The following is a 20,782-nucleotide window of genomic DNA, read 5'->3' as shown; positions in this document are numbered from 1 at the left end:
GGTCCGCCGCCCGGCGGGCCGCGCCCCGCGCACCGGTAGCCTTGCCGCCCGTGACCACCATCATCTGGGTGGCCGTGGCGGTTGTCGCCATCGGCCTCTATCTGAGCTGGACCGCGGGCCGGCTGGACCGGCTGCACGCGCGCATCGACGCCGCCCGCGCCGCGCTGGACGCACAGCTGCTGCGCAGGGCCTCGGTGGCCCAGGAGCTCGCCACGGCGGGCGTGCTGGACCCGGCGGCCAGCATCGTGCTCTACGAGGCCGCGCACTCGGCCCGGCAGGCGGAGGACGACCAGCGCGAGGTGGCCGAGAGCGAGCTGAGCCAGGCGCTGCGGGCGGTGTTCTCCGAGGCCGACGCGGTCGACGCCGTGCGGCAGGCGCCCGGCGGCGAGGACACCGCCCGGGAACTCACCCAGGCGGTGCGCCGCGTGCCGATGGCCCGCCGCTTCCACAACGACGCCGTGCGCGCCGCCCGGGCGCTGCGCGCCCACCGCAAGGTGCGCTGGTTCCGGCTCGCCGGGCACGCCCCGCGGCCGGTGACGTTCGAAATGGACGACGAGCCCCCGGCCGTCCTCACCGCGGACGGCGCGGCAGGCCACTGAGGCGCGATTGGCCCTTTTCCGGTCCACTTCGCGCGGTCCACCATGGGATACAGGGCAAATGCCGCTCCCCCCAGAAGTCCCGTCGCCGAGTGAGGCCACCGTGTCCAGCACGCTTCCCAGCACCCCCCAGTCCCCTGAGACCGGCACCGCGCGCGTGAAGCGCGGCATGGCCGAGCAGCTCAAGGGCGGCGTGATCATGGACGTCGTCACCCCGGACCAGGCGAAGATCGCCGAGGACGCCGGCGCGGTGGCCGTCATGGCCCTGGAGCGGGTCCCGGCCGACATCCGCAAGGACGGCGGCGTGGCGCGCATGTCCGACCCGGACATGATCGAGGGCATCATCGAGGCCGTCTCGATCCCGGTCATGGCCAAGTCCCGCATCGGCCACTTCGTCGAGGCCCAGGTGCTGCAGTCGCTCGGCGTCGACTACATCGACGAGTCCGAGGTCCTCACCCCGGCCGACGAGGTCAACCACTCCGACAAGTGGGCGTTCACCACGCCCTTCGTCTGCGGCGCCACCAACCTGGGCGAGGCCCTGCGCCGCATCGCCGAGGGCGCGGCCATGATCCGCTCCAAGGGCGAGGCCGGCACCGGCAACGTCGTGGAGGCGGTCCGCCACCTGCGCCAGATCAAGAACGAGATCGCCCGCCTGCGCGGCTACGACAACCACGAGCTGTACGCCGCCGCCAAGGAGCTGCGCGCCCCCTACGAGCTCGTCAAGGAGGTCGCCGAGCTCGGCAAGCTGCCGGTCGTGCTGTTCTCGGCCGGCGGTGTGGCCACCCCGGCCGACGCCGCGCTGATGCGGCAGCTCGGTGCCGAGGGCGTCTTCGTCGGCTCCGGCATCTTCAAGTCCGGCGACCCGGCCAAGCGCGCCGCCGCCATCGTGAAGGCCACCACCTTCTACGACGACCCGAAGATCATCGCGGACGCCTCCCGCAACCTGGGCGAGGCCATGGTCGGCATCAACTGCGACACCCTGCCCGAGACCGAGCGGTACGCCAACCGCGGCTGGTGAGCGCCCCGCGACGGGCGGGCCGGTGACGGCCTGCCCGTCCGCCGTGCCCGACCCAGACCTCCGGAAGGCTCCACCGTGCCACCCCTGTCACGCAGTACTCCGACCGTCGGCGTCCTCGCCCTCCAGGGCGACGTCCGTGAGCACCTCGTCGCCCTCGCCGAGGCCGACGCCCTCGCCCGCCCGGTCCGCCGGCCCGAGGAACTGGCCGAGATCGACGGTCTGGTGATCCCCGGCGGCGAGTCGACCACCATGTCCAAGCTGGCCGTGCTCTTCGGCATGATGCAGCCGCTGCGCGAGCGCATCCGCGAGGGCCTGCCGGTCTACGGGACCTGCGCCGGCATGATCATGCTCGCCGACAAGATCCTGGACGGCCGCGACGACCAGGAGACCTTCGGCGGGATCGACATGACCGTGCGGCGCAACGCCTTCGGACGGCAGAACGAGTCCTTCGAGACCGCGGTCGAGGTCGAGGGCGTCGACGGCGGCCCGGTGGAGGGCGTCTTCATCCGCGCCCCCTGGGTCGAGTCCACCGGCAGCGGGGTCGCCTCGCTGGCCCGACTCGACGACGGCACGGTCGTCGCCGTGCGCCAGGGCGACCTGCTGGCCACCTCGTTCCACCCCGAACTGACCGGGGACCACCGGGTGCACCGCTACTTCGTCGACATGGTGCGCGCCGCCGGGTGACACGATCCCGGTAGGATCGCAGTGTTCGTGAAGCAATCGGTGACGTGAAGGAGACAGGCTGATGTCCGGCCACTCTAAATGGGCTACGACGAAGCACAAGAAGGCCGTGATTGACGCCAAGCGCGGCAAGCTCTTCGCGAAGCTGATCAAGAACATCGAAGTCGCGGCACGCGCCGGCGGTGCCGACATCTCCGGCAACCCGACCCTCTTCGACGCCATCCAGAAGGCGAAGAAGAGCTCGGTGCCCAACAAGAACATCGACAGCGCGGTCAAGCGCGGTGCCGGTCTCGAGGCGGGCGGTGCCGACTACGAGACGATCATGTACGAGGGCTACGGCCCGAACGGTGTCGCGGTGCTCATCGAGTGCCTCACCGACAACCGCAACCGTGCCGCCTCCGACGTGCGCGTCGCGATGACCCGCAACGGCGGCTCCATGGCCGACCCGGGCTCGGTGTCGTACCTGTTCCACCGCAAGGGCGTCGTGATCGTCCCCAAGGCCGAGCTCTCCGAGGACGACGTGCTCGGCGCGGTCCTGGAGGCGGGCGCCGAGGAGGTCAACGACCTCGGTGAGTCCTTCGAGGTGCTGAGCGAGGCCACCGACCTGGTCGCGGTCCGCTCCGCGCTCCAGGAGGCGGGCATCGACTACGACTCCGCGGAGGCCAACTTCGTCCCCACCATGCAGGTGGAACTGGACGAGGAGGGCGCCCGGAAGATCTTCAAGCTCATCGACGCGCTCGAGGACAGCGACGACGTGCAGAACGTCTTCGCCAACTTCGACGTCTCCGACGAGATCATGGAGAAGGTCGACGCCTGAGCGGCCCCGGCGCCGTACGGCTCGCGCGGCGGCCCGGTGGGGACACACCCCCACCGGGCCGCCGTCGTTGTCGGTGCCACCCGATAACCTCCAGGAACGGCTGAACAGCTGACCGAAGGAGGGAGGGGCGCGGTGCGTGTGCTCGGCGTGGACCCGGGACTGACCCGGTGCGGTGTCGGCGTGGTGGACGGCGCCCCCGGAACACCTCTGCGGATGGCCGGAGTCGGGGTGGTCCGCACCCCCGCGGACGCCGACATCGGTGAGCGCCTCGTCCTCGTCGAACGCGGCATCGAGGCCTGGCTGGACGAGTACCGGCCCCAAGCCGTCGCCGTGGAACGGGTGTTCAGCCAGCACAACGTCCGCACCGTGATGGGCACGGCGCAGGCGAGCGCGGTGGCCATCCTGTGCGCCTCGCGCCGCGGCCTGCCGGTGCACCTGCACACCCCCAGCGAGGTCAAGGCCGCCGTCACCGGCAGCGGCCGGGCCGACAAGGCCCAGGTGGGCGCCATGGTCACCCGGCTGCTGCGGCTGGACGCCCCGCCCAAGCCCGCGGACGCCGCCGACGCGCTGGCGCTGGCCATCTGTCACATCTGGCGCGGCACCGCGACCAATCGCCTGCAGCAGGCGCACGCGGCCGCCCGAGCACGAATCCAGGAGCGCACCTCATGATCGCCTTCGTCAGCGGGCCCGTCGCGGCCCTCGCCCCCGACACCGCGGTGATCGAGGTCGGCGGGATCGGCATGGCCGTGCAGTGCGCCCCGGGCACCCTGGCCGCGCTCCGGCTGGGCGAGCAGGCCCGGCTGGCCACCTCCCTGGTGGTGCGCGAGGACTCCCTGACCCTCTACGGCTTCGCCGACGACGACGAACGCCAGGTCTTCGAGCTGCTGCAGACCGCCAGCGGCGTCGGCCCCCGGCTGGCCCAGGCGATGCTGGCCGTGCACACGCCCGACGCCCTGCGCGCCGCCGTCGCCACGGGTGACGAGAAGGCGCTCACCCTGGTGCCGGGCATCGGCAAGAAGGGCGCCCAGCGCCTTCTGCTGGAGCTCAAGGACCGTCTGGGCGCACCCGTGGGCAGCGCGGCCGCCCGTCCCGCCGCGGCCGCCGGGCCCGCCTCCTGGCGCGAGCAGCTGCACACCGCGCTCATCGGCCTGGGCTACCAGCCCCGTGAGGCGGAGGAGGCCGTCGCGGCCGTCGCCCCGCAGGCCGAGGCGAGTGCCGAACCGCACGTCGGCGCCCTCCTGCGGGCCGCCCTGCAGACCCTGAACCGGACCCGCTGAACCCCCGCCCGCTGACCGCAGTCCGCTGACCGTAAGGCGCACCGAAGTGAACTGGGACGACGAGTCCGTACCGACCACCGCCGATCGTCTGGTCGGCGCCTCCGCCGACGGCGAGGACCAGGCCGTCGAAGCGGCTCTGCGGCCCAAGGCGCTGGAGGAGTTCGTCGGCCAGGAAAGGGTCCGCGAACAACTGGACCTGGTCCTCAAGGCCGCCCGCCAACGGGGCGGCACCGCGGACCATGTGCTGCTCTCCGGCGCGCCCGGGCTCGGCAAGACCACCCTGTCCATGATCATCGCGGCCGAGATGGGCGCTCCCATCCGCATCACCTCGGGCCCCGCGATCCAGCACGCGGGCGACCTCGCGGCGATCCTGTCCTCCCTCGCCGAGGGGGAGGTGCTCTTCCTCGACGAGATCCACCGGATGTCCCGGCCCGCCGAGGAGATGCTCTACATGGCGATGGAGGACTTCCGCGTCGACGTCATCGTCGGCAAGGGCCCCGGCGCCACCGCCATCCCCCTGGAGCTGCCCCCGTTCACGCTCGTCGGCGCCACCACCCGGGCCGGACTGCTGCCGCCGCCGCTGCGCGACCGCTTCGGCTTCACCGGCCACATGGAGTTCTACGCCCCGGCCGAACTGGAGCGCGTCATCCACCGCTCCGCCCGGCTCCTGGACGTCGGCATCGAGGCCGACGGCGCCGCGGAGATCGCCGGCCGCTCCCGCGGCACCCCGCGCATCGCCAACCGACTCCTGCGCCGCGTCCGCGACTTCGCCCAGGTCAAGGCCGACGGCAGGATCACCCGGGAGATCGCCGCGCGCGCCCTGGACGTCTACGAGGTCGACGGCCGCGGCCTGGACCGGCTGGACCGGGCCGTTCTGCAGGCGCTGCTCAAGCTCTTCGGCGGCGGGCCCGTGGGGCTGTCGACACTGGCGGTGGCCGTGGGGGAGGAGCGCGAGACGGTGGAGGAGGTGGCCGAGCCGTTCCTGGTGCGCGAGGGGCTGTTGGCGCGCACACCGCGCGGTCGGGTGGCCACTCGCGCCGCGTGGGCACACCTTGGACTCGTGCCCCCACAGGGCGGCGGACCCGGGCAAGACGGGCTCTTCGGCCCTTGACGGCGGGGAGACTCGCCGCCGCAGGAACCACGGTGTAATGCTTGGCGTTGTTCCAGCGGCGAACGAACGCTTAGACTCCGCCGACGTCGTCCTCCGGAACGACGACCCAAGCCCGCAGATCCCGTAGACGAGGCCACCGTGGCCATGCGAAGGACCGTCCTGACACCATGAACCTCATCCAGATCCTGCCTTTCGTTCTGATCATCGGTGTCATGCTGCTGATGACCCGCTCCGCCAAGAACAAGCAGCGCCAGGCCGCAGACATGCGCAACCAGATGGCGCCGGGTGCCGGCATCCGCACCATCGGCGGCATGTACGCGGTCGTCAAGGAGGTCAACGACGACACGGTGCTGCTCGAGCTGGCCGACGGTGTGCACGCGCACTTCGCGAAGAACGCCATCGCGGCCGTGCTGGACCAGGCCGAGTACGACCGCATCGTCCACGGCATCGAGCCGGAGCCCGAGCCGGAGTTCGAGGCCACCGACGCCGAGCACGCCGACGACTCCGCCGAGGACGAGGACCGCGTCGACCTCGCCAAGTCCACGGACGAGGCCAAGGTGCAGGACGCCCCCAAGACGGACGGCACCGACTCCAAGTAACGCCGCCGCCCCGGGACGACACCCGGGGCAGGTACGTTTACGCGTCGGCACGTCCGTACAACACATCGTGCCGCCCTGCTGCGCGCGCAGGTCCGCAGGGCGGTTGGACAGGGAGAATCGAGAAGGTGGCAGCACCGAAGAGGGGCCGCAAGCCCTCGGGGAGCCAGGGATACCCCGGGCGGGCGCTGGCAGTGATCCTGCTGGCCATCGTGGCGCTCACGGGAGGGATGTTCCTCTCCGGCCACACGACGCCGCGACTGGGCATTGACCTCGCCGGCGGCACGAGCATCACGTTGACGGCCAAGAGCGATCAGTCCAACGCGATCAACAAGACCAACATGGACACCGCCGTCGGCATCATCGAGCGGCGTGTCAACGGTCTCGGTGTGTCCGAGGCCGAGGTCCAGACGCAGGGCGATCGCAACATCATCGTCAACATCCCCAAGGGCACGAACGCGGAGCAGGCGGAGAAGCAGGTGGGCACCACGGCCCAGCTCTACTTCCGGCCCGTGCTCGCCGAGGTGGCCAACACCCCGCCCGTTTCGCCCTCTCCCTCGTCCAGCCCCTCCGGGAAGGCGTCGTCCCCGGCCTCGCCCTCCCCGACGGCCTCGACCGGGGCGACGAGCAGCACCTCCCCGTCCCCGAGCTCCTCGACGCAGGGTCGCGCCGTCACCGACGCGCTGAAGTCGGGCTCGTCCAGCACGCCGTCCGCGCCGGCCTCGGCGCCCCCGTCGGCTCCGGCGAGCGCGCCGGCCACCACCCCGGCCGCCCCGGGCAGCACGCTGGACACCTCGATCCCGGCCGACCTGCAGGCGAAGCTCGCCGCGCTGGACTGCTCCGACAAGGAAGCCCGCGCGAACCTCAACCTGAAGGCCAAGCCCACCGACAAGATCGTCGCGTGCAGCCAGGACGGCCGCGCCAAGTACGCGCTGGGCCCGTCCGCCGTCGACGGCAAGAACGTCAAGAAGGCGGCCGCCCAGTACGACACGCAGAGCGGCAACGGCTGGGTCGTCACGCTGTCCTTCGACGGCACGGGCTCCAAGGACTTCTCGAAGATCACCTCGCAGCTCTCCCAGCAGCAGCCGCCGAACAACCAGTTCGCGATCGTGCTGGACAACGAGGTCGTCTCCGCCCCCTCGGTGAACCAGACCCTGAGCGGCAGCGCGGAGATCTACGGCAGCTTCACCCAGGAGAGCGCGCAGGATCTGTCCAACGTCCTGTCCTACGGCTCCCTGCCGCTGACCTTCGACAAGTCCGACGTCACCAAGGTCTCCGCGGCGGTCGGCGGCGAGCAGCTGCACGGCGGAATCATCGCCGGCGCGGTCGGTCTCGCGCTGGTCATGCTCTACCTGATCGCGTACTACCGGGGTCTGAGCTTCGTCGCGATCCTCAGCCTCGTGGTCTCCGCGATCCTGACCTACGAGATCATGACGCTGCTCGGCCCGGCCATCGGCTTCGCGCTGAACCTGCCGGCGGTCTGTGGTGCCATCGTCGCCATCGGTATCACCGCCGACTCCTTCATCGTGTTCTTCGAACGCATCCGTGACGAACTGCGCGAGGGCCGCTCCCTGCAGCCCGCCGTGGCCCGCGGATGGCCGCGCGCCCGGCGCACGATCCTCGTCTCGGACTTCGTGTCGTTCCTGTCCGCCGCCGTCCTGTTCATCGTCTCCGTCGGCAAGGTGCAGGGCTTCGCCTTCACCCTCGGCCTGACGACGCTGCTCGACGTGGCGGTGGTCTTCCTGTTCACCAAGCCGCTCATGACGATCCTCGCGCGCAAGAAGTTCTACGCCGGCGGACATCCCTGGTCCGGACTCGACCCGCGCGCCCTGGGCGTCACCCCCCCGCTGCGCCGCACCCGCCGCCCCGCGGGCCGTACCGACGTCAAGGAGGCCTGATGTCCCGGCTCGGAAACCTCGGGCACCGCCTGCACCGGGGCGAGATCGCCTACGACTTCGTGGGCAAGCGCAAGATCTGGTACACCGTCTCGATCCTGATCACGGTCGCCGCGATCCTGGGTCTGGTCGTCAACGGCCTGAAGCTCGGTATCGAGTTCTCCGGCGGCGCGGTGTTCACCACGCCCAAGACCTCGATGTCGGTGTCACAGGTCCAGGACCGGATCGACAGCGACACCGACGGGCATCAGGCCCTCGTGCAGAAGCTCGGCACGGGAAGCGTCCGCATCCAGATCAGCGACATCACGCTCGACGAGGCCAAGAAGATCCAGGGCGACATCGCCCAGGACCTGAACATCAAGCCGGGCGACATCGACCCGCAGATCATCGGTCCGAGCTGGGGCGAGGAGATCTCCAAGAAGGCCTTCGAAGGCCTGGTGATCTTCATGGTCCTGGTGACGATCTACATGGCGATCGCCTTCGAGTGGCGCAAGGCCGTGGCCGCCCTGATCGCGCTGCTGCACGACCTCACCATCACCATCGGCGTGTACGCGATCGTCGGTTTCGAGGTCACGCCCGGCACGGTGATCGGTCTGCTCACCGTCCTCGGTTACTCCCTCTACGACACCGTCGTCGTCTTCGACGGTCTGAAGGAGACGACCAAGGACATCACCAAGCAGAACCGCTACACGTACAGCGAGCTCGCCAACCGCAGCCTCAACCAGACCCTGGTGCGGTCGATCAACACCACGGTCGTGGCGCTGCTGCCGGTCGCCGGCCTGCTGTTCGTCGGTGGCGGGCTGCTCGGCGCGGGCACGCTCAACGACATCGCGCTGTCGCTCTTCGTCGGCCTCACCGCCGGTGCGTACTCCTCGATCTTCATCGCGACCCCGCTGGTCGCGGACCTCAAGGAGCGCGACCCGCAGATGAAGGCGCTGCGCAAGCGGGTGCTCGCCAAGCGCGCCGCCGACGCCCGCCGTGCCGAGCTGGGCGGGGACGACCCGCAGGACTCCGCGGAAGCGGCGGACGGCGGCCCCGGTGACCACGGTGACCACGACGACGACGACCCGCATGCCGCCACCGCGGGAGCGGCCGGCGGCCGGCGCGAGACGCCGTCCCGCAACCGCGGCCGCAACCGCCCGTCCGGCAAGCGCCGCTGAAGCAGAAGCACCGAGGAACACCACAGATGACGACGACGGACGCCGCCCGGAGCGAGCTGCGCAGCCTGCTGCTCAGCCGTATCCGGGACGTGCCCGACTACCCCAAGCCGGGCGTGACGTTCAAGGACATCACCCCGCTGCTCGCCGACCCGGGCGCGTTCGGCGCCCTGGTCGACGCCCTCGCCGAGGTCTGCGCCCGGCACGGCGCCGACAAGGTCGTCGGACTGGAGGCGCGCGGGTTCATCCTCGCCGCCCCGGCCGCGGCCCGCGCCGGACTGGGCTTCGTCCCGGTCCGCAAGGCGGGCAAGCTCCCCGCGGCCACGCATGGGCAGAGGTACGAGCTGGAGTACGGCACGGCCGAGATCGAGGTCCACCAGGACGCGTTCGGGGCCGGCGACCGGGTGCTCGTCATCGACGACGTCCTCGCCACCGGCGGGACGGCCGAGGCCTCCCTCGACCTCATCCGCCGTACCGGCGCCGAGGTCGCCGGCGTCGTCGTCCTGCTGGAGCTCGGCTTCCTGGGCGGCCGCGCGCGGCTCGCCCCGTCCCTGGCCGGGGCCCCGCTGGAGGCCCTGATCGCGGTCTGAGCGGCAACGTCGCCGTCCCTGTGGTGCCCGGTCGTGCGACCGGGCACCACAGGTGTTCCGGGCCCGTTCCGGCGTGCCGCGGGACGGGAGGGGCGGGACGGGACGCGGTTCACCCGGTCACATCGCTACCATGGGGTACCGGACCCTCCCTCCTTGCCCGTTCTCGGACAGGAGGGGCCCAGAAGGAGTGCCCTTGCAAGACGAGGCCAGGTCGACCCAGCCGATGACCGCCGCGGAGGGCCGCGAGGCGTCCTCCGTCTCCGCGGCTCCTTCCGCCGCGCCTGCCGCCCCTGCGGAGAGCACAGCTCCCAAGGCGCCGCCGGCGACACCGGGAGCCCGGCCCGTGCGCACCCCCGGCAGCGTGGCGCCGAACCGGCCCGCGACCTCGTCGAACCGCGTCCGCGCCCGCCTCGCCCGGTTGGGCGTGCAGCGTTCCAGCCCGTACAACCCGGTGCTGGAGCCCCTGCTGCGCATAGTGCGCAGCAACGATCCCAAGGGCGACGCGTCGCAGCTGCGCCAGATCGAGCGCGCCTACCAGGTGGCGGAGCGCTGGCACCGCGGCCAGAAGCGCAAGAGCGGTGACCCGTACATCACGCACCCGCTCGCGGTGACGACGATCCTGGCCGAGCTCGGCATGGACCCGGCCACCTTGATGGCGGGGCTGCTGCACGACACGGTGGAGGACACCGAGTACGGCCTGGACGCGCTGCGCCGCGACTTCGGCGACTCGGTCGCCCTGCTGGTGGACGGCGTCACCAAGCTGGACAAGGTCAAGTTCGGCGAGGCCGCGCAGGCCGAGACCGTCCGCAAGATGGTCGTGGCGATGGCCAAGGACCCGCGGGTCCTGGTGATCAAGCTCGCCGACCGTCTGCACAACATGCGCACCATGCGTTACCTCAAGCGGGAGAAGCAGGAGAAGAAGGCCCGCGAGACGCTGGAGATCTACGCCCCGCTGGCGCACCGGCTGGGCATGAACACCATCAAGTGGGAGCTGGAGGACCTCGCCTTCGCGATCCTCTACCCCAAGATGTACGACGAGATCGTCCGGCTCGTCGCGGAGCGCGCCCCCAAGCGGGACGAGTACCTGGCGGTCGTCACCGACCAGGTGCAGCAGGACCTGCGCGCGGCCCGCATCAAGGCGACCGTCACCGGCCGCCCGAAGCACTACTACAGCGTGTACCAGAAGATGATCGTGCGGGGCCGCGACTTCGCCGAGATCTACGACCTGGTGGGCATCCGGGTCCTGGTCGACACCGTCCGCGACTGCTACGCGGCGCTGGGCACCATCCACGCGCGGTGGAACCCGGTACCGGGGCGGTTCAAGGACTACATCGCGATGCCCAAGTTCAACATGTACCAGTCGCTGCACACGACGGTCATCGGGCCCAGCGGCAAGCCGGTCGAGATCCAGATCCGCACCTTCGACATGCACCGCCGCGCCGAGTACGGCATCGCGGCGCACTGGAAGTACAAGCAGGAGGCCGTCGCCGGCGCCTCCAAGGTGCGCACCGACAGCCCCAAGTCCGCGAAGAAGGACGACGCGGTCAACGACATGGCGTGGCTGCGGCAGTTGCTGGACTGGCAGAAGGAGACGGAGGACCCGGGCGAGTTCCTGGAGTCGCTGCGCTTCGACCTGTCGCGCAACGAGGTCTTCGTCTTCACGCCCAAGGGCGACGTCATCGCGCTGCCCGCGGGTGCCACGCCGGTCGACTTCGCCTACGCGGTGCACACCGAGGTCGGTCACCGCACCATCGGCGCGCGCGTCAACGGCCGTCTGGTGCCGCTGGAATCGACCCTCGACAACGGCGACACCGTGGAGGTCTTCACTTCCAAGGCCGCCGGGGCGGGGCCGTCCCGCGACTGGCTGGGCTTCGTCAAGTCCCCGCGGGCGCGCAACAAGATCCGCGCGTGGTTCTCCAAGGAGCGCCGCGAGGAGGCCGTCGAGCAGGGCAAGGACGCCATCGCGCGCGCCATGCGCAAGCAGGGCCTGCCGATCCAGCGCGTGCTCACCGGCGACTCGCTGGTCACCCTGGCGCACGAGATGCGCTATCCCGACATCTCCGCGCTGTACGCGGCGATCGGCGAGGGGCACATCACCGCCCAGTCGGTGGTGCAGAAGCTCGTCGAGGCGCTGGGCGGCGAAGAGGGCGCGACCGAGGACATCGCCGAGATCACGATGCCCTCGCGCAGCCGCACCAAGCGGCGGTCGGCCGCCGACCCGGGTGTCATCGTCAAGGGCGAGCGGGACGTGTGGGTCAAGCTGTCGCGGTGCTGCACTCCGGTGCCGGGCGACCCGATCATCGGCTTCGTCACCCGCGGCAACGGCGTCTCCGTGCACCGTGCGGACTGCGTCAACGTCGAGGCGCTGTCGCAGCAGCCCGAGCGGATCATCGAGGTCGAGTGGGCGCCCACGCAGTCGTCGGTCTTCCTGGTCGCCATCCAGGTCGAGGCCCTGGACCGCTCGCGCCTGCTGTCGGACGTCACGCGCGTGCTGTCCGACCAGCACGTCAACATCCTGTCCGCGGCCGTCCAGACCTCCCGTGACCGGGTCGCCACCTCACGCTTCACCTTCGAGATGGGCGATCCCAAGCACCTGGGCCACGTCCTGAAGGCCGTACGCGGCGTGGAGGGCGTCTACGACGTCTACCGGGTCACCTCGGCACGCCAGCGCTGACAGGCGCCGACAGCGCGCTCCAGGGGGCGGCTGGAAGCCCACGACAGCGCGCGGGGCCCGTACGCATCGCGTACGGGCCCCGCGCGTATGGTCCGGCGGTGCGGGCCGCTGTCAGCCGCTGAACTCGTCGAGCGACTTCAGCGCCTGGTCGAGGAGCGCCTGCCGCCCGTCCAGCTCGCGCTGCAGCTTGTCGGCCTTGGAGGTGTTCCCCGCCGCGTTGGCCTTCTCGATCTGGTCACGCAGCTTGTCGACTGCCGCCTGCAGCTGGCCGGTGAGGCCCGCCGCCCGGGCCCGCGCCTCGGGGTTGGTGCGCCGCCACTCCGACTCCTCGGTGTCGTGGATGGCGCGCTCGACCGCGTGCATGCGGGCCTCGATCCGCGGCCGGGCGTCGCGCGGCACGTGACCGATCGCCTCCCAGCGCTCGTTGATGCCGCGGAAGGCCGCACGGGCCGCCTTCAGGTCGGTCACCGGGAGCAGCTTCTCGGCCTCGATGGCCAGCTCCTCCTTGAGCGCGAGGTTCTCGCGCTGCTCGGTGTCCCGTTCCGCGAAGACCTCGGAGCGGGCCGCGAAGAAGACGTCCTGGGCACCGCGGAAACGGTTCCACAGGTCGTCCTCGGCCTCGCGCTGCGCGCGGCCGGCGGCCTTCCACTCGGTCATCAGCTCGCGGTAGCGCGCGGCGGTCGGACCCCAGTCGGTGGAGCCGGACAGCGCCTGCGCCTCCTCCACCAGCTTCTCCTTGTGCTGCCGGGCCTCCTCGCGCTGCGCGTCCAGCTGCGCGAAGTGGCCCTTGCGGCGCTTGGAGAAGACCGAACGGGCGTGGCTGAAGCGGTGCCACAGCTCGTCGTCGGTCTTGCGGTCCAGCCGGGGCAGGCCCTTCCAGGTGTCGACCAGCGCGCGCAGGCGCTCACCGGCGGCCCGCCACTGCTCGCTCTCGGCCAGCTGCTCGGCCTCGACGACCAGGTTCTCCTTGGCCGACTTGGCCTCCTCGGAGGCCTTGGCCTTGGCCACCTTGCGCTCTTCGCGGCGCGAGTCGACCAGCGCGGTCAGCCCGTCCAGCCGCTTGCCCAGTGCCGCCAGGTCCCCGACGGCGTGGGCCTCGGTCACCGCGGTCCGCAGGTGCTCGATGGCCGTCAGCGCGTCCTTGGCGGACAGGTCGGTGGTCTTCACCCGGCGTTCGAGGAGGCCGATCTCGACGACGAGACCCTCGTACTTCCGCTCGAAGTAGGCCAGCGCCTCCTCGGGGGAGCCCGCCTGCCACGAGCCGACTTCACGCTCGCCCTCGGCCGTACGCACGTACACGGTCCCCGTCTCGTCGACGCGGCCCCACGGGTCGCTGCTCACAGCGCCTCCTCCACGTGATGCCCGGCCGCTTCACGGCACACGGCATCGTCCACAGTTCCATCCGGCCGGGCCGTGCCCTGGCCGGTCCCGACGGGCTGCCACTCGCGCGTGCAGCCGTCGGCGCAGGCACCCTACACAACGCCAACATAGGCGACCGGTGGCCCGGCTGTCCGCATCCCGCACCCGCGAATTCACCGCGCGGGTGCGGGGACACGGCTCAGGACGCGCTGACGGTCGCCTTGTTGATCACCACGGTCGCGTTCGGGGCACCGTCACCGGCGCCCGTCGAGTCCCCGGCGGCGGCGATCTTCTTGAGCACGTCCATGCCGTCGGCCGTGATCGTTCCGAACGGCGTGTAGGACGGCGGCAGCGGGCTGTCCTGGTAGACGAGGAAGAACTGGCTGCCGCCGGTGTGCGGCTGGCCGGTGTTCGCCATCGCGACGGTGCCCGCCGGGTACGTGCCCTTGGCGACCGCCTTCGCCTTCAGGTTCTCGTCCGGGATCGTGTAGCCGGGACCGCCGGAGCCGGAGCCCGTCGGGTCGCCGCACTGCAGCACGTAGATGCCGGAGGTGGTGAGCCGGTGGCACTTGGTGTGGTCGAAGTAGCCCTTGCCGGCCAGGAAGGCGAAGGAGTTCACCGTGTGCGGCGCGTTCTTCGCGTCGAGGTCCAGTGCGATGTCGCCGCAGGTGGTCTGCAGGTCGAAGGTGTACTTCTTGGCCGCGTCGATGGTGACCGCGGGCTCCTTCTTCCACTGCTCGGTGCCGGGGGCGCCCGCCGCGGGCTTGGCGCACGGGTCGGGCACCTTGCTGGGCGCGGCGCTGGACGCCGCGCTCGGGGAGGCCTTGGCGGCCGCCTCGTCCTGCTTCGAGTCGCCGCTGAAGGCGCCGACGGCCCAGGCCGTGGCCCCGGCGGCCAGGACGACCGCCACGACGGCGGCGATCACCGCGTTGCGCTGCCGTGCGCGGTTGCGCGCACCCACCCGGCGCTCCTGCTGGCGCTCGAACTTCTCCCGGGCGAGCTGGCGCCGCCGCTGATCCTTGGTGACCACTGAGCCGTCTCCCGATGCCCTCTGCTCGAACTGTCGAATGTGCTTGTACGTCTGTAGGTACGTCGTGGCCGATCTTCGCGCCCGCCACGCCCACAGTCCAGCGACGTTACTGGTTCGCGATGGCCGCGTTCACGCCGGTAGGCTCAGGACGTCGCCCTCGGGCGGCACGACCTGCCGCGAACGACAGCCGACAGAAGGACGAACGTGCTCATTGCCGGGTTCCCCGCCGGGGCCTGGGGCACCAATTGCTACGTGGTGGCCCCCGCCGCGGGTGAGGAGTGCGTGATCATCGACCCGGGTCACGAAGCGACCCAGGGCGTCGAGGACACGCTCGCCAAACACCGTCTCAAGCCCGTCGCCGTCATCCTCACCCACGGCCACATCGACCACGTGGCCTCGGTCGTTCCGGTCTGCGGGGCGCACGGCGTCCCGGCCTGGATCCACCCGCGCGACCGCTACATGCTGGACGACCCGGAGAAGGCCCTCGGGCGTTCCATCGGCGCCCAACTGCTCGGTGAACTCACCATCGGAGAGCCGGACGACGTCCGGGAGCTCGCCGACGGCAGCAGCCTGGAGCTGGCCGGTCTGGAGCTGACCGTGGCGCACGCGCCCGGCCATACCAAGGGGTCGGTGGCCTTCAGGCTGCCCGAGACCGCCGAGATCCCCTCGGTGTTCTTCTCGGGCGACCTGCTGTTCGCCGGCTCCGTCGGACGCACCGACCTGCCCGGCGGTGACATGGACGAGATGTACGCGTCGCTGGCCCGTGTGTGCCTGCCGCTCGACGACTCGACCGTGGTGCTGTCCGGTCACGGTCCCCAGACGACCATCGGCCGTGAGCGCGCCTCCAACCCGTATCTCGCGGAGCTGGCCCGCGGCCTCGGAGAGGCCGGTCAGACGGCTCCTCCGCGACGAGGAATGTGACGAGAGACTTCCTGTGAGCACCTTTCAGGCCCCCAAGGGCACCTATGACCTCCTGCCGCCCGATTCCGCCGTGTTCCTGGCGGTACGCGAGGCGATCTCCGCGCCGTTGCGGCGGGCCGGCTACGGCTATGTCGAGACCCCCGGCTTCGAGCAGGTGGAGCTGTTCTCGCGCGGCGTCGGCGAGTCCACCGACATCGTGACCAAGGAGATGTACACCCTCACCACCAAGGGCGGCACGGAGCTGGCCCTGCGCCCCGAGGGCACCGCCTCCGTGCTGCGCGCCGCGCTGGAGGCCAATCTGCACAAGGCCGGCAATCTGCCGGTCAAGCTCTGGTACTCGGGCTCCTACTACCGCTACGAACGTCCGCAGGCGGGGCGTTACCGCCACTTCTCCCAGGTCGGCGCCGAGGCGATCGGCGCCGAGGACCCGGTGCTGGACGCCGAGCTGATCATCCTGGCCGTGGACGCGTACCGGTCGCTGGGACTGCGGAACTTCCGCCTGCTGCTCAACTCCCTGGGCGACAAGGAGTGCCGTCCGGTCTACCGGGCCGCGCTGCAGGACTTCCTGCGCGGCCTCGACCTCGACGAGGACACCCGGCGGCGGATCGAGATCAACCCGCTGCGCGTCCTGGACGACAAGCGCGACACGGTGCAGAAGCAGCTCGTCGGCGCCCCGATGATGCGCGACCACCTCTGCGAGGCCTGCAAGGCCTACCACGAGCAGGTGCGCGAACTGCTGACGGCGGCGGGCGTGGAGTACGAGGACGACCCCAAGCTGGTGCGCGGTCTGGACTACTACACCCGCACCACCTTCGAGTTCGTCCACGACGGCCTCGGCTCGCAGTCCGCGGTGGGCGGCGGCGGCCGCTACGACGGCCTGTCCGAGATGATCGGCGGCCCCGCGCTGCCGTCCGTCGGCTGGGCGCTCGGCGTGGACCGCACCGTGCTCGCGCTCAAGGCCGAGGGCGTGGAGCTCGAACTGCCCGCACCCACGCAGGTGTTCGCGGTCCCGATGGGCGAGGAGGCGCGCCGGGTGCTGTTCGGCGCGGTCACCGAGCTGCGCCGGGCCGGTGTCGCCACCGACTTCGCCTTCGGCGGCAAGGGCCTGAAGAACGCCATGAAGTCCGCGAACCGTTCGGGCGCCCGGCTCGCGATCGTCGCCGGTGAGCGCGATCTCGCCGAGGGCGTCGTGCAGGTGAAGGACCTGGAGAGCGGCGAGCAGACCGCCGTGCCGGTCGACGGGATCGTCGGCGCGGTGCGCGAGCGGCTCGCCTGAGCCCGGCGCCTGCTGCGCGGTCCGGCCGGGGGAGCCCGGCCGGACCGCGCGCGTGCGTCCGCCGGGGAGGTCGCGAAGGGCGGCGTCGACCGGCACGCGGCACTCTCCGGCGGGAACGCCGGGGCGTACCGTGGGAAGTGTCCATCCCGAGCGGGTGCCCATGCAGCCGCTCCAACGCCAACACGCGGCTGTGCGTGTCGGCGGCACCGAACGGATCCGCACCACCCGGCGAGTGGAGTTCGCCGGGGACGGTCAGAGCCGGTTCGACGACGCGCGCAGCGGTGCAGAGCGAGTCACGGGCGGCGGGGCAGGGGCAGGCCGTGCGGGCGCACCGGTCGGCGCCGCTCATCGCTTCCCCGCCGCGAGCAGCCCCCAGGGGGTGCCTGGGGCTCCGCCCGGGCGGGGAAGTGCCTGGTTCGGCGTCCCGGTGGGGGCCGGGAACCGTCGTTGATGGTGCCCGGGTCTGCCGGCGGGGAGTTCCGCGAGGCGGGCGGTCCGCGCGGTGGTGCCGGTGACGGGGTCTGTTGTCATGAGAGGGGTCCATGACGGGTGGGCGACGAGTGCTCGATTCAAGGACGCCGGAGCGTCGACCATGTCGTGGGGCAACCACCGGGAACGCCGGAATCACCCGCATCACCGGGAACGCCGGGAAACCGGAATCCGGGACTCGCCGTGAATCACGATGCGGTACCGCGAACCGTGACGATCCGGACCAATTGCCTCCGGAACTTCATCTAACTCGCGGCCCTCACGCAGAGTCAAGATTTTGGCCCCGACTTTGCCTCGCTTTTGCTCGCGGGGTACGCAGAGTGACCTTCGGTGATCCTCCGGGCGATCTCCTGCGGTGCCACCGGCCGGCCGAAGTACCACCCCTGTCCCCAGTCGCAGCCCAGCGAGCGCAGCCACCGCGCGTGCTGCGGGGTCTCCACACCCTCCGCGGTGACGGTCAGGCCCAGTGCGTGCGCCAGTGACACCAGCCCGCCGACGATCCGCCAGCCCACTGGCTCCTCCGTCCCGTCCTCGTGGGTGTCCGACACGAAGGCACCCGCGATCTTCAAGCCGGACACCGGCAGGTTCCGCAGATAGGCCAGGTTCGACCAGCCGGTGCCGAAGTCGTCCACCGCCAGCGACACGCCGGCGTCGGCGAGCGCCTGCAGCGCCCGCAGGGACTCGTCCTCGGGTCCGATGACCGCGCTCTCGGTGATCTCCAGTTGCAGCCGGCGGGGATCAAGGCCGCTGCTGTCCAGGATGCGGGTGATGTCGTTCACCAGCCCCGGGTTGCGCGCCTGACGCACCGCCAGATTGACGTTGATCTGCGGTGCCGCGTCCCCGAACCGGCGCACCCACTCCGCGGCCTGACCGATCGCCCGCTCCAGGATCCACCGTCCGAGCGGCATGATCAGCCCGGTCTCCTCGGCCGTCGACACGAACTCGTCCGGGCCGAGCACGCCGAACTGCGGGTGGCGCCAGCGCACCAGTGCCTCGACCGCGGCCAGGCTGCCGTCGGACAGCGCGCACAACGGCTGGTAGTCCACGAAGAACTCGCCGCGGTCCAGCGCCACCGGCAGCCGTACGGAGATCGCGTACCGGCTCACCGCACGCGCGTTCTGCGTCGGGTCGAACAGCGTCCAGCGGCCGCGCCCGGACTCCTTCGACCGGTACAGCGTCAGATCGGCCGCGCGCACCGCGGCGCCCGGCGTGGTCGCCGCCACCGTGCGCGCCAGGACGCCCACACTGGCACCGATCGCCAGCTTGTGGCCGGCGATCAGGAACGGCCTGGCGAGGGTCGTCAGGACGAGCTTGGCGACGGCCACCGCCTCCTCCTCGCCCCGGCAGTTCTCCAGCAGCACCACGAACTCGTCGCCGCCGAGCCGGGCCACCAGGTGCCCCAGCGGGGTGAGCGCGCAGTCCAGGCGCTCGGCCACCGCCGCCAGCAGCTGGTCCCCGGTCTCGTGGCCCAGGCTGTCGTTGACGACCTTGAAGCCGTCCAGGTCGACGTAGCACAGGCCGAAGCGGGCGTCCGGCTGCGGCTCCTCGAACAGCGCCTCCAGCCGCTCGAAGAACGCCGCCCGGTTCGGCAGCCCGGTGAGCGGGTCGTGGGTCGCCTGGTGACGCAGCCGCTCCTGCAGCCGGTACCGGTCGGTGATGTCCTCCACCATCGCCACCTGGTAGCGGGGCTCGCCGTTCTCGCCGCGGATCAGCGACACCGTCAGATGCGTCCAGACCACCTCGCCGTCGCGCCGGTAGTACGGCTTGTCGCACGTGAAGCGGTCCCGCCGGCCCTGCACCAGGTCCTCGTAGGCCTCCCACACCCCCGGCGCGTCCTCCGGGTGCACCAGGTCGGTCACCCGGCGGCCCCGCAGATCCTCCGACCGCGCGCAGAACAGCTCCCGCAGCGCCTGGTTGACCTGCAGGATCGTGCCGTTCACATCGGCCATGCCGATGCCGATGGCGGCGTGTTCGAACAGGGCGCGGAACCGGGCCTCCGAGGCCCGCCAGGCCCGCTCGGCCTCCTCGCGGGCGGCGAAGGCGGCGCGCTGGATCGACTCCTGCTCGCGCAGCGTCCGCTCGCGCAGGGCCGCCGCCCAGGCGGCGGCGAACGCGCCGGAGACGACCGCCACCCGGCCCGGTGCGGCCCGCTGCGTGTGCAGCAGCGCGACGGCGTGCGCGAGGATCTCGGGATCGGTGAAGTGGGCGTCCACCAGCAGCGCCGCCGCCTCGTCGGCCAGTGGGGTGTCCGCCGCGGTCCCGGCCAGCGAGCGGCGCAGCAGCTCCGCCGTGCGGCCGGCCACCTGCGCCAGCGTCGGCGGCGGCAGGGCCAGCCCCTGGCCGGAGCGGAGCAGCCGGTACCAGGCCTCGGTGAAGTCGCGGGTGTCCACGGGGCTCATCGGCTCCGTCACGGCCGGATCCCCACCCCGGTCAGGCCCGACAGCCGCTCCGGGTGCGGGCCGACCGACTCCGGGTCGTCCGGGTGCCACTCGGTCAGCCACACGATCCCGGGCTCGACCATCTCGAAGCCCTCGAAGAACGTCGCCACCTGCTGCCGGGTGCGCATGGTCAGCGGTGTCGGGGTCCGGGCGTAGAGCGCCTCCAGGGGCGCGGCCTGCTCGGGGCGGGACTCCTGGGAGGCGTGCGAGAGCACCAGATAGCTGCCGGGGGGCATGGCCTCCCTCAGCGTGGCCACGATCTTTGCGGGGGCGGCGCTGTCCGGGACGAAGTGCAGGACGGCGACGAGCAGGACGGCGACCGGTTCCCCCGGCCGCAGCAGGTCCTCGATCTCGGGCCGGGACAGCAGGTCGACGGGGTCGGTCATGTCGGCCGCCACCATCGCGCAGCGCGGGTCGTCCCGCAGCATCAGCCGGCTGTGCGCCACGGCGATCGGGTCGTCGTCGACGTACACCACCCGGGCGTCGGGACGGACCGGACGCGCCACCTCGTGGACGGCGCCGTAGGTCGGGATGCCCGATCCGATGTCGAGGAAACGGCTCACGCCCTGGGTCGCGACGTACTGCACCGAGCGGCGCAGGAACGCGCGGTTGGCCCGCATGATCTCCGGGAGGTCGGGCCAGAGCGTCAGGGCCTCGCGGGCCATGTCGCGGTCGGCCGCGAAGTTGTGCGACCCGCCCAGGTAGTAGTCGTAGACCCGGGCGGCGTTGGGGGTCTCCACGTCGGTCCCGGCCGGCACCCATTCCGGACGTTGCATCGTGCACCTCTCCCGAGCCGGTGGGAAGCCCGGCTCACCGGATCAGCCTAAAATCCTTAATGTCTAATATGTACGCATTCT

18 protein-coding genes are annotated in these 20,782 nt (G+C 71.3%); 14 read left to right on the top strand and 4 right to left on the bottom strand.

Going from position 1 to position 20,782, the window contains the following annotated elements; all coding sequences use genetic code 11:
* Positions 1–41: 41 nt before the first annotated feature.
* From ACIP98_RS31190 to ACIP98_RS31135, 12 genes are all read left to right on the top strand, one after another.
* Positions 42–599 carry a hypothetical protein gene (locus ACIP98_RS31190; protein ID WP_319664386.1) on the top strand — a complete coding sequence of 186 codons (558 nt, stop codon included), beginning with the start codon at positions 42–44 and terminating at the stop codon, positions 597–599.
* A 58-nt stretch (positions 600–657) separates the two neighbouring features.
* Positions 658–1,614, top strand: coding sequence for a pyridoxal 5'-phosphate synthase lyase subunit PdxS (gene pdxS, locus ACIP98_RS31185; RefSeq protein ID WP_401979071.1), 957 nt, complete (start codon positions 658–660; stop codon positions 1,612–1,614).
* A gap of 84 nt (positions 1,615–1,698) precedes the next feature.
* Positions 1,699–2,298 (top strand): pyridoxal 5'-phosphate synthase glutaminase subunit PdxT, encoded by a 600-nt coding sequence (gene pdxT, locus ACIP98_RS31180; protein WP_319664410.1) that lies wholly within the window; start codon positions 1,699–1,701, stop codon positions 2,296–2,298.
* 61 nt (positions 2,299–2,359) lie between these two features.
* Positions 2,360–3,112 (top strand): YebC/PmpR family DNA-binding transcriptional regulator, encoded by a 753-nt coding sequence (locus tag ACIP98_RS31175; RefSeq protein ID WP_319664383.1) that lies wholly within the window; start codon positions 2,360–2,362, stop codon positions 3,110–3,112.
* 132 nt (positions 3,113–3,244) lie between these two features.
* Positions 3,245–3,781, top strand: a complete 537-nt coding sequence (gene ruvC / locus ACIP98_RS31170) for a crossover junction endodeoxyribonuclease RuvC (RefSeq protein ID WP_319664382.1) — start codon at positions 3,245–3,247, stop codon at positions 3,779–3,781.
* On the top strand, positions 3,778–4,389 hold the full coding sequence (gene ruvA / locus ACIP98_RS31165) for a Holliday junction branch migration protein RuvA (protein ID WP_319664381.1): 612 nt from the start codon (positions 3,778–3,780) through the stop codon (positions 4,387–4,389). The genes ruvC and ruvA overlap by 4 nt, the downstream gene beginning before the upstream one ends.
* 46 nt (positions 4,390–4,435) lie before the next feature.
* Entirely contained in the window at positions 4,436–5,500 is a 1,065-nt protein-coding gene (ruvB, locus tag ACIP98_RS31160) for a Holliday junction branch migration DNA helicase RuvB (RefSeq protein WP_401979070.1), read from the top strand.
* 167 nt (positions 5,501–5,667) lie between these two features.
* Complete coding sequence (gene yajC, locus ACIP98_RS31155; RefSeq protein WP_319664377.1) at positions 5,668–6,099, top strand: preprotein translocase subunit YajC; 432 nt, start codon at positions 5,668–5,670, stop codon at positions 6,097–6,099.
* Positions 6,100–6,224: 125 nt separating this feature from the next.
* Positions 6,225–7,994: a protein translocase subunit SecD gene (gene secD / locus ACIP98_RS31150; RefSeq protein ID WP_319664376.1), complete on the top strand. Its 1,770-nt coding sequence runs from the start codon at positions 6,225–6,227 to the stop codon at positions 7,992–7,994.
* Positions 7,994–9,151, top strand: coding sequence for a protein translocase subunit SecF (secF, locus tag ACIP98_RS31145; RefSeq protein ID WP_319664375.1), 1,158 nt, complete (start codon positions 7,994–7,996; stop codon positions 9,149–9,151). The genes secD and secF overlap by 1 nt, the downstream gene beginning before the upstream one ends.
* A gap of 26 nt (positions 9,152–9,177) precedes the next feature.
* Positions 9,178–9,738 (top strand): adenine phosphoribosyltransferase, encoded by a 561-nt coding sequence (locus ACIP98_RS31140; RefSeq protein ID WP_319664374.1) that lies wholly within the window; start codon positions 9,178–9,180, stop codon positions 9,736–9,738.
* 193 nt (positions 9,739–9,931) lie between these two features.
* Positions 9,932–12,412 carry a bifunctional (p)ppGpp synthetase/guanosine-3',5'-bis(diphosphate) 3'-pyrophosphohydrolase gene (locus ACIP98_RS31135; RefSeq protein WP_319664373.1) on the top strand — a complete coding sequence of 827 codons (2,481 nt, stop codon included), beginning with the start codon at positions 9,932–9,934 and terminating at the stop codon, positions 12,410–12,412.
* Positions 12,413–12,523: 111 nt separating this feature from the next.
* On the opposite strand, the gene ACIP98_RS31130 is transcribed toward ACIP98_RS31135, so the two are convergent.
* Together ACIP98_RS31130 and ACIP98_RS31125 are read right to left on the bottom strand one after the other, a co-directional pair.
* Positions 12,524–13,753: a DUF349 domain-containing protein gene (locus ACIP98_RS31130; RefSeq protein ID WP_319664372.1), complete on the bottom strand. Its 1,230-nt coding sequence runs from the start codon at positions 13,751–13,753 to the stop codon at positions 12,524–12,526.
* Positions 13,754–13,970: 217 nt separating this feature from the next.
* Positions 13,971–14,801: a peptidylprolyl isomerase gene (locus ACIP98_RS31125; protein WP_319664370.1), complete on the bottom strand. Its 831-nt coding sequence runs from the start codon at positions 14,799–14,801 to the stop codon at positions 13,971–13,973.
* A 204-nt stretch (positions 14,802–15,005) separates the two neighbouring features.
* Here ACIP98_RS31125 and ACIP98_RS31120 point away from each other — a divergent pair, with 204 nt between their 5' ends.
* The gene (locus ACIP98_RS31120; protein WP_319664368.1) at positions 15,006–15,722 is read left to right on the top strand and encodes an MBL fold metallo-hydrolase; all 717 of its coding nucleotides are present in this window, start codon (positions 15,006–15,008) and stop codon (positions 15,720–15,722) included.
* A 13-nt stretch (positions 15,723–15,735) separates the two neighbouring features.
* Positions 15,736–16,998 (top strand): histidine--tRNA ligase, encoded by a 1,263-nt coding sequence (gene hisS / locus ACIP98_RS31115; protein WP_401979067.1) that lies wholly within the window; start codon positions 15,736–15,738, stop codon positions 16,996–16,998.
* 758 nt (positions 16,999–17,756) lie between these two features.
* On the opposite strand, the gene ACIP98_RS31110 is transcribed toward hisS, so the two are convergent.
* Both ACIP98_RS31110 and ACIP98_RS31105 read right to left on the bottom strand, forming a co-directional pair.
* Complete coding sequence (locus ACIP98_RS31110) at positions 17,757–19,898, bottom strand: putative bifunctional diguanylate cyclase/phosphodiesterase (RefSeq protein ID WP_401979066.1); 2,142 nt, start codon at positions 19,896–19,898, stop codon at positions 17,757–17,759.
* A complete protein-coding gene (locus ACIP98_RS31105; protein ID WP_319664362.1) occupies positions 19,895–20,701 on the bottom strand; it encodes an SAM-dependent methyltransferase in 807 nt (268 codons plus the stop codon). The genes ACIP98_RS31110 and ACIP98_RS31105 overlap by 4 nt, the downstream gene beginning before the upstream one ends.
* Positions 20,702–20,782: the final 81 nt, after the last annotated feature.

The organism is Streptomyces sp. NPDC088354 (genome assembly GCF_044753585.1).
Taxonomy (GTDB): Bacteria; Actinomycetota; Actinomycetes; order Streptomycetales; family Streptomycetaceae; genus Actinacidiphila.
Note: the sequence above shows the minus strand (reverse complement) of the source record. Positions and strands in the feature narration are given on the sequence as shown.